Source organism: Streptomyces sp. NPDC052682 (assembly GCF_040678435.1).
Classification (GTDB): domain Bacteria; phylum Actinomycetota; class Actinomycetes; order Streptomycetales; family Streptomycetaceae; genus Streptomyces.
Genome location: NZ_JBFATS010000002.1, coordinates 342004 through 355154, shown reverse-complemented (window position 1 = coordinate 355154; position 13151 = coordinate 342004). Strand labels below are relative to the sequence as shown.

Here is a 13151-nt window from a genome sequence, read left to right as displayed (position 1 = left end):
GCCCCCCCGGCGCGCCCCCCCCCCGCGCGGTCCCCCGGGGGGGTGCCGCCGTGGGGGGCCGGGGGTTTGGGGTGCCGCGTCGGGGGGCCCCCCCGCGCGCGGGGCGGCCCCCTTGGTCAGGCCGGCGAGTCGGTCGGCGAGTCGGTCAGGGCCGGAGCACCAGCGAGTCGCTCGTGCTCTTGTCGACCGCCTGCTTGGTGAACGCCCAGGGCAGCAGCTCCCCGTCGGCCCACTTGTCCGTCTGGTCGGTGTAGTGGGCGCTGTAGGCGTGGCCCGAGGCGCCGGTGAGGTTGATCCACCGCGACTTGTCGAGGTCGCCGAGGTTGACCACCATCCGCATCGAGGGCACCCACACGACCCCGTAGCCGCCGGCCGCGTTCCAGCCGGTGGCGTCGACCGCGGCCTCGCCGCCGCTGAGCTGCCACGGGCCGCGGTTGAGGACGTACTGCACGAGGCCGGGGCCCTGTGTGCCCAGGGTCTGGTTCTTCAGGAACAGGCGGTGCAGCCGGCCCCAGCTCCAGGTGTCGATGTCCTTGCCGAGCTTGGCGGTCAGCTCCCAGCGGGCGTCGATCATGGCGCGCCTGAAGAGCTGGTCCCGGTTCGTGGCGCCCTCGCGGTTGCCCACCTCGGGGGTGTGCCACCAGTCGCTGTCGGGCTCGTCGATGAGCTTGCGCACCACCTCGAACCAGCGGTCGCCGCCGTCCGGCTGCGCCTCGTCGGGATCGCGCTGGCCGCACTCGCGCACCTTGTCGGTCCGGTCGACGGGCCCGGTGGTGTTGACCGGGTCGACCCACAGGCACTGTCCCTTGACCCGCAGCTCCTTGGGCAGCTTGTTGCCGAAGGCGAGCTTGAGGATGTTGCGCCAGACCGCGTTGAAGTAGGCGGCGGCCGCCGAGTCGGCGTCCTGGGTGTAGTCCCAGCCCTCCAGCAGCTTCTGCGCCTCGCGGACGTCCTTGTCGCGGGTGTCGATCTTCAGCAGCCGGGGCACGAGCAGCTTGGCGATCTCGCTGCTGTTGTCGAGCTGCATCTGGCGCATGTCGTCGGTGGAGATCTTGCCGCCGTCCTTGATCTTGGACTCGATCAGGTCGGTGATGCGCTGGCTGCGGGTGCCGTAGCCCCAGTCGGTGGTGAGGGTGTAGGGGTACTTGTCCTGGTCGATGACCGCCTGGTTCGCGGTGACGATGTAGCCCTGCTTCGGGTTGTACTCGTAGGGCAGCTGGTCCTGCTTGATGTAGCCGGTCCAGCGGTAATCGGGGTCCCAGCCCGGCGCGGGGATCGAGCCGTCGTCGTCCTTGGCGCGCGTGGGGATCTTGCCGGGCAGCGTGTAGCCGATGTTGTCCTCGGTGTCGGCGTAGATCAGGTTCTGGGACGGCACGTCGAACAGGGCGGCCGCCTTGCGGAAGTCGCTCCAGTCCTTCGCCTTGTTCATGGCGAAGACGGCGTCCATGGTGGTGCCCGGGTCCAGCGCGGTCCAGCGCAGGGCGACGCCGTAGCCGTCGCCGCGGTCGGGGGCGGCGGTGTCGACGGCGGCCTTCTTGCCGACGTTCACCAGCTCGTTGGAGCGGTCCGACAGCAGGGGCATGCCGTCCTTGGTCTGCCGCACGACGATCTTCCTGGACTCGCCGCCGGCGACCTTGATGGTCTCCTCACGCGTGGTGAAGGGCAGCACCTTGCCGTCGTACAGGTACCCGTCGCCGGTGATCTTCTCCAGGTACAGGTCGGTGACGTCGACGCCGGAGTTGGTCATGCCCCAGGCGATGTGCTGGTTGTGGCCGATGATCACGCCGGGCATGCCCGCGAAGGTGTAACCGGTGACGTCGTACTGGCACTTGGCGGAGACGCTGCGGCAGTGCAGGCCCATCTGGTACCAGACGGACGGCAGCGAGGGCGACAGGTGCGGGTCGTTGGCCAGCAGGGGCTTGCCGGTGATGGTGTGCGCGCCGCCGACGACCCAGGAGTTGGAGCCGATGCCGTTGCCGTTGACGCCGACGGCCGTGGGCAGGTCGTCCAGGACCTTGTGCAGTCCCGCCAGCTGGCTCTGGAGGGCGGAGGTGCCAGAGGAGGTGCCGGAGGAGGTGCCGGTGCCTGTGCCGGTACCCGTACCAGTGCCGGTGCCGGTGCCTGTGCCGGTACCCGTACCAGTGCCGGTGCCGGTACCCGTGCCGGTTCCGGTACCAGTGCCCGTCGAGGAGCCGGCCGACCCGCTCTGGCCGCCGTCGAACGTCTGCGTGAGCTCGTCGTACCGGCCCTGCTGGACGATCGCCTTGTTCCGGCTGTACGGGTACTCCGGGTACAGGTCGGCGATCTGCTTGGGGCCGAGGCGGCTGGTCATCAGGGCGCGGTCGATCTCGTCCTGCATGTTGCCGCGCAGGTCCCAGGCCATCGCCTTGAGCCAGGAGACGGAGTCGACGGGGGTCCACGGCTGCGGCTTGTAGTCGTTGACGAACCCGAGCGCCGCGTACTCCAGGGAGATGTCCTTGCCTTCCCTGCCCTTCAGGTAGGCGTTGACTCCCTTGGCGTACGCCTGGAGGTACCGCTTGGTGGCGGCCGACAGCTTGGTGTCGTACTCCTCCCTGGCGATCCGGTCCCAGCCCAGGGTGCGCAGGAACTCGTCGTTCTTGACCTGGCTCTTGCCGAACATCTCCGACAGGCGGCCGGCGGTCATGTGGCGGCGCACGTCCATCTCGTAGAACCGGTCCTGCGCCTGGACGTAGCCCTGCGCCATGAACAGGTCCTCGTCGGTGGAGGCGTAGATCTGCGGGATGCCGTAGCCGTCGCGTTTGACGTCGACGGGGCCCGACAGGCCCTCCAGCGTGATCGAGCCCTTGGTCTGCGGGAAGGAGGCGCGCACCGTGCTGATGGACCAGTACGCCCCGTAGGCGACGCCGCCGACGAGGGCCAGCACCAGGACGAGCACGATCAGACGGGCTTTGCGCCCCTTCTTCCTGCCGGACTTGCCGGGCTGCTGACCCGTGGAGGCGGTGGTGTCGGTGGGCATCGCTGTCCTTGCTGTCCTAACGCGAGCGGCAGGTTCGGCTGTGCTGTGCTTTTAACTGAGCGCTGGAGCAACGATAGGCGCAGGGCCTGACAGCACTTGACGCGGAGTCGGGAACCAGCGCGTACGGGCGTTCGATCTTGCCCGGTCGATCGTCAAGAAATCGTCAAGAGTTAGGTAAGGTAACAAAGTAGTTTGCTGCGAAGCGTCTCGGCTTCGTGTGCGATGTACCTGGTATCCGCGAGGTACGGGAAGTGAGCCCCGCACGCGCGCGTGGGGGGCCGGGGAAGGAATCGGCCGCTGACTGTTCACCACCTCAACCAGCTCCTGCTCGTCTGCTCGCTCGTCCTGCTCGTCGCCGTCGCCGCGGTCCGGATCTCCTCGCGCAGCGGGCTCCCCAGCCTGCTCGTCTACCTGGGCATCGGCGTGCTCATGGGGCAGGACGGCATCGGCGGCATCCAGTTCGACAACGCCGAGCTGACCCAGGTCATCGGGTACGGCGCCCTGGTCGTGATCCTGGCCGAAGGCGGTCTGGGCACGAAGTGGAAGGAGATCAAGCCGGCCCTGCCGACCGCCTCCGCGCTGGCGCTGGCGGGGGTAGCGGTGAGCGTCGGGGTGACGGCGGCGGGCGCGCACTACCTGGTCGGGCTGGAGTGGCGGCAGGCGCTCATCGTCGGCGCGGTGGTGTCCTCGACCGACGCGGCGGCCGTCTTCTCGGTGCTGCGCAGGATCCCCCTGCCCGCGCGCGTGACGGGCACGCTGGAGGCCGAGTCCGGCTTCAACGACGCCCCGGTGGTCATCCTGGTGGTCTCGCTGTCCACGGCCGGGCCGGTGGACCACTGGTACGTGCTGCTGGGCGTGATCCTGCTGGAGCTGGCCATCGGCGCGGCCATCGGGCTCGCGGTGGGCTGGCTGGGCTCCTGGGGGCTGAGGCACGTGGCGCTGCCCGCCTCCGGCCTGTACCCGATCGCCGTCATGGCCATCGCCGTCATGGCGTACGCGGCCGGCGCGATGGCCCACGGCAGCGGCTTCCTCGCCGTCTACCTCGCCGCCATGGTGATGGGCAACGCCAAGCTGCCGCACTGGCCGGCCACCCGGGGCTTCGCCGACGGGCTCGGCTGGATCGCCCAGATCGGCATGTTCGTCCTGCTGGGCCTGCTGGTCACCCCGCACGAGCTGGGCACGGACTTCGTGGCCGCGCTGGTCATCGGCCTGGTGCTGACCGTGGTGGCCCGGCCGCTGAGCGTCGTGGTGTGCCTGCTGCCGTTCCGCGTGCCCTGGCAGGAGCAGGCCCTGATGTCCTGGGCCGGGCTGCGCGGCGCCGTGCCCATCATCCTGGCGACCATCCCCATGGTGGAGGGCGTCGAGGCCAGCCGCCGGATCTTCAACATCGTCTTCGTCCTGGTCGTCGTCTACACCCTCCTCCAGGGGCCCACGCTGCCCTGGCTGGCCCGCAGGCTGCACCTGGGCAAGGGGCCGGAGGCCGCCGACCTCGGCATCGAGTCGGCGCCCCTGGAGCGGCTGCGCGGGCATCTGCTGTCGGTCGCCATCCCGGAGGGTTCGAAGATGCACGGCGTCGAGGTCAACGAGCTGCGGCTGCCGCCCGGCGCCGCGGTCACCCTGGTCGTACGCGCGGGGAAGTCGTTCGTGCCGCTGCCGACGACCATCCTCCAGCGCGGCGACGAACTCCTCGTGGTGGCCACGGACCCCGTCCGGGACGCGGCGGAGCAGCGGCTGCGCGCGGTCGGCCGGGGCGGCAAGCTCGCCGGCTGGCTCGGCGTGGACGGGGGGCCGGACGTACCGGGCGCACCGGGCCGCTAATCGCAGGTGAGGGCGGTCATGGTGCCCGATTTCACAGGTGCGGTGCGGCTGGTCCCTGTAAGATGCAGGCGTCACCCAGATCGAACCAACTCTGCCTGACGCAGAGCTGGCGCGACCGTATGGCGGCCGGGACGCCCCTCCTCGACACAGCGGGCCCCGGTATCTACCGCAGTCCGCGCAAGAGGACAGCTCTCGGCGTGCCCGTGACGGGAACGGGCCGCGCTACCAGGCGGCAGAAAGGCACGGGCCGTGGCGTCCACGGTCACCTCGTCGAAGAACTCGCCGACCGCGTCGGAACACCTGACGACGGCGTCGAAGAACTCGGCGGCACCCGCCCGCCCGGGATACGGACAGCTGCTGCGCACCCGCGGCGCCTGGACATTCCTGGTTCCCGGCTTCGCGGCACGCCAGCCGTTCGCGATGCTCACGCTCTCCATCGTGCTGCTGGTGCAGCACACCACCGGCTCCTACGGCGCGGCGGGCGCCGCCGCGGCCGTCACCGGCGTCTCCATGGCGCTGTTCGCGCCCTACAGCGGCCGCCTCGCCGACCGCTACGGGCAGCGTGCCGTCCTGGTCCCGGGCGTACTGGTGCACGCCCTGGCCGGGGCGACCCTGACGGCGCTGGCCCTGGGCGGCGCGCCCCTGTGGGCGCTGTTCGCCGCCGCCGTGCCCACGGGCGCCTCGGTGCCGCAGATCGGGCCCATGGTCCGCGCCCGCTGGGGCGTGACGCTCAAGGACTCCCCCCTCATGACCACGGCGGCGGCCTTCGAGTCCGTCACGGACGAGCTGACCTTCGTGGTCGGCCCGCTGCTGGCCACCGCCCTGTGCACGGCCGTGCATCCGGCCGCCGGCCTGCTCACGGAGGCGTCGCTGACGCTGGTCGGCGGTCTGCTGTTCGCCGCGCAGCGCGCCACCCAGCCGCCTGCCGGGTCCGCCGACGGGCACACGCGCGTACGGCACGCCTCCGCACTGCGCGTCCCCGGGGTGCGGGTGCTGATCGTGACCTTCCTGGGCATCGGCTCCGTCTTCGGCGGCATGCAGGTCTCGCTCGCCGCGTTCACCGAGTCGATCGGCGAGCCCGGGCTCAACGGCGTCCTGTACGGGATCTTCGCCGCGGGCAACATGCTCTCGGGCCTCGTGTGCGGCGCCATCGCCTGGAAGGCCGCCCCGCAGCGGCGCCTGGCCGTCGCGTACACCGCTCTGGCGCTGGCCGCCTCCGGCCTGTGGACGGCGCACTCGGTGCTGCTGCTGGCCGGGCTCGGGCTGCTGGTGGGCATGTGCATCGCCCCTGCCCTGATCACCGGCTACACGCTCGTCGAGAGCCTGGTCCCGGCCGGTGCGCGCACGGAGGCCTTCACCTGGCTGACCGGCGCGGTCGCCCTCGGCCAGGCGGCGGCCGTCACGGTCGCCGGGCAGCTGGAGGACCGCTTCCGGGACGGCGCCGGGTTCCTGGTGCCGATGGGCGGCACGCTGCTCGCCCTGGTCACCCTGCTGGCGCTGCGCTCGCGGCTGGCCACCGGCCCGCGCGGCCGGACCGTCGCGCGTGGCGTGGGTCACCGCGCCCCCGCCGCAGTGGACTGAACGCAAGGAATAGGTCACTATGGACCGTCGTTAGCACTCATTGAGTGAGAGTGCCAGGAGGAAGACAGTGCCGACCTACCAGTACCAGTGCACCGAGTGTGGCGAGGGCCTCGAGGCGGTGCAGAAGTTCACCGACGACGCCCTCACCGAGTGCCCGAGCTGCAAGGGCCGCCTGAAGAAGGTGTTCTCGGCGGTCGGCATCGTCTTCAAGGGCTCGGGCTTCTACCGCAACGACAGCCGCAGCTCCTCCTCGAGCAGCTCGCCGGCGTCGTCGAAGTCGTCCAGCTCCTCGTCGTCCTCGGACTCCGGCTCGTCTTCGTCGAGCTCGTCGTCCAGCTCGTCCTCGTCGAGCTCGTCGTCCAGCTCGTCCTCGTCGAGCGCGGGCAGCACCGCCGCGTAAGGCCGCAGCCTTCCAGGGCCCTGTCGTCGTCCGACGGCAGGGTCCTCGTCGTCGGCGGGTGCGGTTAGGGTGCGGGCATGGCGAACAAGGCGAACGCCGAGATCGGCGTGATCGGCGGCTCCGGCTTCTACTCCTTCCTCGACGACGTGACCGAGGTCGAGGTGGACACCCCGTACGGGCCGCCCAGCGACTCCCTCTTCCTCGGCGAGGTCGCCGGCCGGCGGGTCGCCTTCCTCCCCCGGCACGGCCGCGGCCACCACCTGCCGCCGCACCGCATCAACTACCGGGCCAACCTGTGGGCGCTCAGGTCCGTCGGGGTGCGCCAGGTCCTCGGGCCGTGCGCGGTGGGCGGGCTGCGCCCCGAGTACGGGCCCGGCACGCTGCTGGTGCCGGACCAGCTGGTCGACCGGACCAAGGCCCGGGCCAACACCTACTTCGACGGGCTGCCGCTGCCGGACGGCACGGTGCCCCACGTGGTGCACGTGTCGCTGGCCGACCCCTACTGCCCCACCGGGCGGGCCGTCGCGCTGAAGGCGGCGCGCGGCCGGGACTGGGAGCCGGTGGACGGCGGCACGCTGGTCGTGGTGGAGGGGCCGCGCTTCTCGACGCGGGCCGAATCGTTGTGGCACCAGGCGCAGGGCTGGTCCGTGGTGGGCATGACCGGGCATCCCGAAGCCGCGCTCGCCCGTGAACTCGAGCTCTGCTACACCTCGCTGACGCTGGTCACCGACCTCGACGCCGGCGCCGAGACCGGCGAGGGCGTCTCCCACGAGGAGGTGCTGCGGGTGTTCGCGGCGAACGTGGACCGGCTGCGGGGGGTGCTGTTCGACGCAGTGGCGGCGCTGCCGTCGGCCGAGGAGCGGGACTGTCTGTGCGCGACGGCGCTGGGCGGGATGGACCCGGGGTTCGCGCTGCCGTAGCGGGCCATGGAAGCGGGCAGGGGTGGCCGCCCGGCGGAACGGCCCCTTCGGGTGAGGGAGTTTTCCCCAACCGGGCGGTGCGTCCACAGGGCGCGGCGGGCGGCGCGGCGAGGGGTCATCGTGGGACGCGCAAGCCGGTCTCCCGTCGCCAGGTGGTGCTCGCCATGTCGCTGTTTCCTCCCTCGTCGCCATCCGCTCCTTCCTCCCCGGGCGCGCTCTCCTGGGCCCGCGGTGCCGTCCCTGGCCCGCCCGGTCCCGATGTGCCTCCGCCCCGCGAGGTGCCGCACTTCGCTCCGGTCCGGGTGCGGGGCGGGCGGGGGTGGTTCGTCCAGCATCGCCGGCAGGCCGTCGCGGCCGGGCTCACCGTCACCGCCGCCGCGCTCGTGGCGGCGGGGCCGCAGGACACCGACCGGGTCCGCGGGCACCCGCACAGTGCGCCGCCGCCCGCCCGTGCCGCGTCACCGGTGGCCGGCCACCCTCCCGGCCCCGCGCGCCGTGCGGCGGACAGGGTGACGGCGCCCGTGCGGATCGCCGACGCCGCCGCGGTGCGGCTGCTGCGGCCCGGCGACCGGGTCGATGTCATCGCCGCGGCGGAGACGGCCACGGGCGGCGAGGCCCGGGTGGTCGCCCGGGGCGCGCGGGTGAGGATGATCCCGGAGCCCCTGGAGGGTGCCGTGGACGGCGGTGCGCTGGTCGTGCTCTCGGTGCCGCGTGCCACCGCGGCGCGCCTCGCGGGTGCGAGTACGACGCGACGGCTGGCGGTGACGCTGTGGTGAGCCCGGTGGTGCCCACCGTCCTGGCGGATTCCTCGTTGCGGGGACCCGGCTGGACCACGCGGCCCGGCGGTGCCGTAGGTTGCGGAGCGTTTTGTTCCACAGCCTGTGTGTGCGAGAAGAGGCCTCGGGGTGAGCGAGAAGAGGGATTCCAGCGTGTGGCAGGGCTTCAAGGCCTTCCTGATGCGCGGGAACGTCGTCGATCTGGCGGTGGCGGTCGTCATCGGTGCCGCCTTCACCAACATCGTGAACTCGGTGGTGAAGGGGATCATCAACCCTGTCGTCGGAGCGATCGGGACCAAGAGCCTCGATCACTACAGCTCGTGCCTGAGCTCCGTGTGCAAGGGCGAGCAGGGCATCCAGATCCAGTGGGGCTCCGTCCTCGGCGCCACCCTCAACTTCGTGATCACGGCGGCCGTCGTCTACTTCCTGATGGTCCTGCCCATGTCGAAGTACCTGGCCCGGCAGGAGGCCCGCAGGAAGGCGCGGGAGGGCACCAAGGAGGTCGTCGAGGTCTCCGAGCTGGAGGTGCTCAAGGAGATCCGGGACGCGCTGGTGGCCCAGCGGAGTGCGGGGCACGACCGGCCGTAGCGGCGGCACCCGCGGGGTTGCGGCGGGCGGCGGCCCGGCCGGCTCAGAGGTGGTGGGGCGGCTTCTCGTCCAGGAAGCGCTTCAGGTCTGCGGCGCTGTCGCCGCCCGGGCGCTCGCCCCACCCGCGGTCGGTGTCGTCCGAGGACTGCTGGTCCAGCGGGTCGTCGAAGACCAGGGCGGGCTTCGGCTCACGCGGCTCGGGGTCGGGGGCGGTGGTCATGCGTCCAGGGTACGGCCCTGCGCGGGGCGGCCGTCTCCGGGCGGGCCTCCACCGACGTGGACCTCCGCCGACGTGGACCTGCGCCGACGTGGGCCGAAGCGGACCTGACGGGCAGCGGTCTGGACAAGACTGGCGCCATGACAGCAGACGCACTGACGGATGTCGCCGGAGTACGGGTGGGACACGCGACCCGCACCGGCGAGGGCTGGCTGACCGGTACGACGGTGGTGCTCGCCCCGGAGGGCGGTGCCGTGGCCGCCGTCGACGTACGCGGCGGCGGGCCCGGCACCAAGGAGACCGACGCCCTGGACCCGCGCAACCTCGTGCAGAAGGTCGAGGCGATCGTGCTCACCGGCGGCAGCGCCTACGGGCTGGACGCGGCGTCCGGGGTGATGGCCTGGCTGGAGGAGCGGGGGCGCGGGGTGCGGGTCGGGCCCGATCCCGCGCATGTCGTGCCCGTGGTGCCCGCCGCCTGCGTCTTCGACCTCGGGCGTGGTGGCGACTTCCGGGCCCGGCCGGACGCGGCCACCGGACGAGCCGCGGTCGAGGCGGCCGCGGCCAGTGAGCCCGGGGCGCCGGTGCCCGAGGGGTGTGTGGGCGCCGGGACGGGAGCCGTGGTCGGGACGGTCAAGGGCGGGGTCGGCAGCGCGAGCACCGTCCTGGACTCGGGGATCACGGTGGCCGCGCTGGTGGTGGCCAACGCGGCGGGGTCGGCGGTGGATCCGGAGACGGGGGTGCTGTACGGGGAGTTGTTCCAGGGGCGCGTGCGCTACCCGGAGGCGGCTGTCCACGAGGCGGCGCGCCGGCGGCTCGCCGAGGTCGCCGCGCGCAACGCCCCTCCCCCGCTCAACACCACGCTCGCGGTGGTCGCCACCGACGCGGAGCTGTCCAAGGCGCAGGCGCAGAAGCTGGCCGGCACGGCGCACGACGGCATCGCGCGGGCCGTCCGCCCGGTGCACCTCCTGTGCGACGGGGACACCGTGTTCGCCCTGGCGACCGGACGGCAGCCGCTCGACGCGGCCAGTCCCCTGGCCCTCAACGACCTCCTCGCGGCGGGCGCGGACGTGGTGACACGCGCGATCGTGCGGGCCGTCCGCGCGGCCGGGCCGGTGGACGGGCCGGGCGGGATGTGGCCGTCGTACGGGGAGTTGTACGGAAGCCGCTGAAGAGGGCCGACCGGCGCTGGGGGTGGGTTCGCGGGCGGGTGATTGTCCCGGTTCTGTCACGTGACGGTCTTCATGACGGTGGCGCGGAACCCGTGCGGTCACCGGCCCCCTCTTCCTTGACGTACTGGAGCGGATCACACACATCACTCGAACTGGGAGCAGCCCGTGACAACGCCGGACATTGCAGCGCGGCGCACACTGGGGGCCTGTGCCGTCCTGGTGGTCGGCGCCCTCACGCTCACCGCCTGCGGTGGCAGCGCCGACGCCGGGAACGACGGCAAGGGGGGCGGCAGCGACTCCTCGCCCAAGACCTCCGTGGCGAAGATCGCCATCTCGGCGAAGGACGGCTCGACCAGCGCCTCCATCAACACCACCGGTGTGAAGGTCAGCGACGGCAAGCTGACCGAGGTGAAGATGACGGTGGCGGGCACGGGTCAGGTCGTGGCGGGGGAGATATCCGCGAACGGCACCGTCTGGAAGCCGAAGGAGCAGCTGGAGCGCGGCACGAAGTACGAGATATCGGCGACCGCGAAGGACGCGAACGGCCGCACGGCCGCCGCCAACTCCATCTTCACGACCGTCTCCTCGGCCCACAGCTTCATCGGGACGTACACGCCGGACAACGGCACGACGGTCGGTGTCGGGATGCCGGTGTCGTTCACCTTCGACAAGGCGATCACGGACAAGAAGGCCGTGCAGTCGCACATCACGGTCACCTCCAGCAGCGGGCAGAAAGTGGTCGGGCACTGGTTCGGCGCGCAGCGGCTGGACTTCCGGCCCGAGGAGTACTGGAAGGCCGGCTCCAAGGTCACGATGAAGATCGACCTGGACGGTGTCGAGGGCGCCAACGACGTCTACGGGGTGCAGAAGAAGACGGTCACCTTCACCGTCGGGCGTTCCCAGGTCTCCACGGTCGACGCCAGGACCCAGACCATGACGGTGGTGCGGGACGGGAAGACCATCAAGACCATCCCGGTGTCGACGGGCAGCGCGAAGTACACGACGTACAACGGGCAGATGGTGATCTCGGAGAAGTTCGTGCAGACCCGTATGAACAGCCAGACGGTCGGGCTGGGCGGGGAGTACGACATCCCGAACGTGCCGCACGCGATGCGCCTGACGACGTCCGGCACGTTCATCCACGGCAACTTCTGGTACAACAAGGGCAATCCGCCCTTCGGCCGCGAGGGCACCAGCCACGGCTGTGTCGGGCTGCAGGACGTGGAGGGCGCGCGGGGCGACACGCCCGCCAAGTGGTTCTACGACAACTCCCTGATCGGGGACGTGGTGATCGTCAAGAACTCCCCGGACAAGACGGTGGCCCCCGACAACGGGCTCAACGGATGGAACCTGGCGTGGTCCCAGTGGGTCGCCGGGAGCGCCACCTGACCTGGCCCGACCGTCCCTGGTGACCGGTTTCTGACGGCTGTTCGGGCCGCGTGGGAACATTCCGCGCGGCCCTGGCGTTTTTACCTGCGCACGTTTTCTCGGTTCCCGGACACAGTGTCCGACCGAGGGGCTACGGTATGCACCCACAAGGTGACATGCAGCAACGCCGGGAGAAACCTTGAGCGTTCCGTACGAGACGGCAGCGTACGAACCCCCTGACTCGCCCGAGTCTCCGGAGGAGCACCTGGCGCGCCTCCTCGGCCGCGCCCTGAACTCCTTCGAGTTGCCCGACGAGACGATAGGGCGACTGGACTGCGCGCTGGCGTACGACAGTTCGCTGCACTCCGCGCACCACAGCGCGGGGCTGCACCGCGAGACGTACCGGCACACCTGGCTGCTCGCCGACGGCTCCTGGCTCACCCTGTGGGAGCTGGTCCACAACACGGCGCCGGGCAGCGAACCGCAGCACGAGGTGTACGTGGACGAGGAGGAGCTGCGCGCCGCCACGGCCCGGCTGCCCCTGCCGCCGGACGCGCCGGACTTCGAACTGCCGGTGACGGTGCAGCTGTCGCCGGTGCTCACGCCCCGGCGCTACATCCCCGACGACTCGGCGGACCACGCGCGCCGTTTACTGCGCCGGGCGGAGAACGCGGACCGGCCGGGCGCCGACACGGCCGAGCTGCTGGCCACGGCGTCCGCGCACCAGATCACCCAGGCCTTCGGCCGCCCGAGCCGGGCGGGACGGGCCGGGCAGTCCTTCTCGCTGTACGAGCACGCGTTCCTGCTGCGCGACGGCAGGGAGGTCTCCCTCTGGGAGGTCGAGCACACGGCCACGCCCGACGGGCGGCACATGTGCGAGGTCTACGTCAGCGAGGACGCGGCGCGGCAGGCGATGGAGCGGCGGGCGGCGCAGGTGTCCTGACCCCGCCGGATCTGCTGTACCCACCGGGTGGGTTCAGTGGCCCTCGCTGAGCCGGCGTACGAGTCTGGCGAAGGCGGCGCGTTCCGCCGGGGTGAGGTCGACGGCCTCCAGGTCGGGGCCGGTGTCCTGCTGCTGGGGGAGGCCGGGCAGGTGCCCGGCGGCGGGCCAGGAGGCCTCGGCGCGGCCGCGGCGCAGGACACGGATCAGGCCGACCGTCCAGGCCCCGGCCGCCAGGGCCAGCAGGACCGCGCCGGTCAGCTGGAGGATCGAGTCGTGCTCAGACATGTGCCCCAGTACACACGACGGTCCGGGACTTCTCGTCCCGGACCGTCATGTTCGTGATCTATCTCGCAGAGCAGGCGGGCTGCCCGGC

The 13151-nt window shown here is 71.6% G+C and carries 12 protein-coding genes; 9 read left to right on the top strand and 3 right to left on the bottom strand.

The annotated features are described in order from the left end of the window. Window positions 1-145 precede the first annotated feature (145 nt). Window positions 146-2998, bottom strand: coding sequence for a penicillin acylase family protein (locus AB0K80_RS04105; RefSeq protein ID WP_365665574.1), 2853 nt, complete (start codon window positions 2996-2998; stop codon window positions 146-148). 270 nt (window positions 2999-3268) lie between these two features. Here AB0K80_RS04105 and AB0K80_RS04100 point away from each other — a divergent pair, with 270 nt between their 5' ends. The 6 genes from AB0K80_RS04100 (at window position 3269) to mscL (ending at window position 9081) form a co-directional block, all read left to right on the top strand. After that, on the top strand, window positions 3269-4816 hold the full coding sequence (locus tag AB0K80_RS04100) for a potassium/proton antiporter (protein ID WP_365665572.1): 1548 nt from the start codon (window positions 3269-3271) through the stop codon (window positions 4814-4816). 249 nt (window positions 4817-5065) lie between these two features. After that, on the top strand, window positions 5066-6397 hold the full coding sequence (locus tag AB0K80_RS04095; RefSeq protein ID WP_365665570.1) for an MFS transporter: 1332 nt from the start codon (window positions 5066-5068) through the stop codon (window positions 6395-6397). 67 nt (window positions 6398-6464) lie between these two features. Continuing rightward, window positions 6465-6797: an FmdB family zinc ribbon protein gene (locus tag AB0K80_RS04090; protein ID WP_365665569.1), complete on the top strand. Its 333-nt coding sequence runs from the start codon at window positions 6465-6467 to the stop codon at window positions 6795-6797. Window positions 6798-6874: 77 nt separating this feature from the next. Next, window positions 6875-7717 (top strand): S-methyl-5'-thioadenosine phosphorylase, encoded by an 843-nt coding sequence (locus AB0K80_RS04085; RefSeq protein WP_365665567.1) that lies wholly within the window; start codon window positions 6875-6877, stop codon window positions 7715-7717. A 260-nt stretch (window positions 7718-7977) separates the two neighbouring features. After that, complete coding sequence (locus AB0K80_RS04080; RefSeq protein WP_365665565.1) at window positions 7978-8493, top strand: hypothetical protein; 516 nt, start codon at window positions 7978-7980, stop codon at window positions 8491-8493. A gap of 129 nt (window positions 8494-8622) precedes the next feature. Continuing rightward, window positions 8623-9081, top strand: coding sequence for a large conductance mechanosensitive channel protein MscL (mscL, locus tag AB0K80_RS04075; RefSeq protein WP_365665563.1), 459 nt, complete (start codon window positions 8623-8625; stop codon window positions 9079-9081). 43 nt (window positions 9082-9124) lie between these two features. Here the strand turns inward: mscL and AB0K80_RS04070 are convergent, their stop codons facing one another. Further along, complete coding sequence (locus AB0K80_RS04070) at window positions 9125-9301, bottom strand: hypothetical protein (protein WP_365665561.1); 177 nt, start codon at window positions 9299-9301, stop codon at window positions 9125-9127. Window positions 9302-9438: 137 nt separating this feature from the next. Between AB0K80_RS04070 and AB0K80_RS04065 the strand changes: the two genes are divergently transcribed. The 3 genes from AB0K80_RS04065 to AB0K80_RS04055 all read left to right on the top strand — a co-directional run bounded on the left by AB0K80_RS04065 (window position 9439) and on the right by AB0K80_RS04055 (window position 12778). After that, a complete protein-coding gene (locus AB0K80_RS04065; protein ID WP_365665559.1) occupies window positions 9439-10467 on the top strand; it encodes a P1 family peptidase in 1029 nt (342 codons plus the stop codon). 165 nt (window positions 10468-10632) lie between these two features. Further along, window positions 10633-11856, top strand: coding sequence for an Ig-like domain-containing protein (locus AB0K80_RS04060; RefSeq protein WP_365665557.1), 1224 nt, complete (start codon window positions 10633-10635; stop codon window positions 11854-11856). Between the two features lie 178 nt (window positions 11857-12034). Further along, window positions 12035-12778, top strand: a complete 744-nt coding sequence (locus AB0K80_RS04055) for a DUF6227 family protein (RefSeq protein ID WP_365665555.1) — start codon at window positions 12035-12037, stop codon at window positions 12776-12778. A 33-nt stretch (window positions 12779-12811) separates the two neighbouring features. Here AB0K80_RS04055 and AB0K80_RS04050 read toward each other — a convergent pair whose 3' ends face one another. Next, entirely contained in the window at window positions 12812-13063 is a 252-nt protein-coding gene (locus AB0K80_RS04050) for a hypothetical protein (protein ID WP_365665553.1), read from the bottom strand. Window positions 13064-13151: the final 88 nt, after the last annotated feature.

Coding starts and splice junctions, on each gene's coding strand:
- AB0K80_RS04105 (WP_365665574.1), bottom strand. CDS start 2,998: ATGCCCACCGACACCACCGCCTCCACGGGTCAGCAGCCCGGCAAGTCC.
- AB0K80_RS04085 (WP_365665567.1), top strand. CDS start 6,875: ATGGCGAACAAGGCGAACGCCGAGATCGGCGTGATCGGCGGCTCCGGC.
- AB0K80_RS04070 (WP_365665561.1), bottom strand. CDS start 9,301: ATGACCACCGCCCCCGACCCCGAGCCGCGTGAGCCGAAGCCCGCCCTG.
- AB0K80_RS04065 (WP_365665559.1), top strand. CDS start 9,439: ATGACAGCAGACGCACTGACGGATGTCGCCGGAGTACGGGTGGGACAC.
- AB0K80_RS04050 (WP_365665553.1), bottom strand. CDS start 13,063: ATGTCTGAGCACGACTCGATCCTCCAGCTGACCGGCGCGGTCCTGCTG.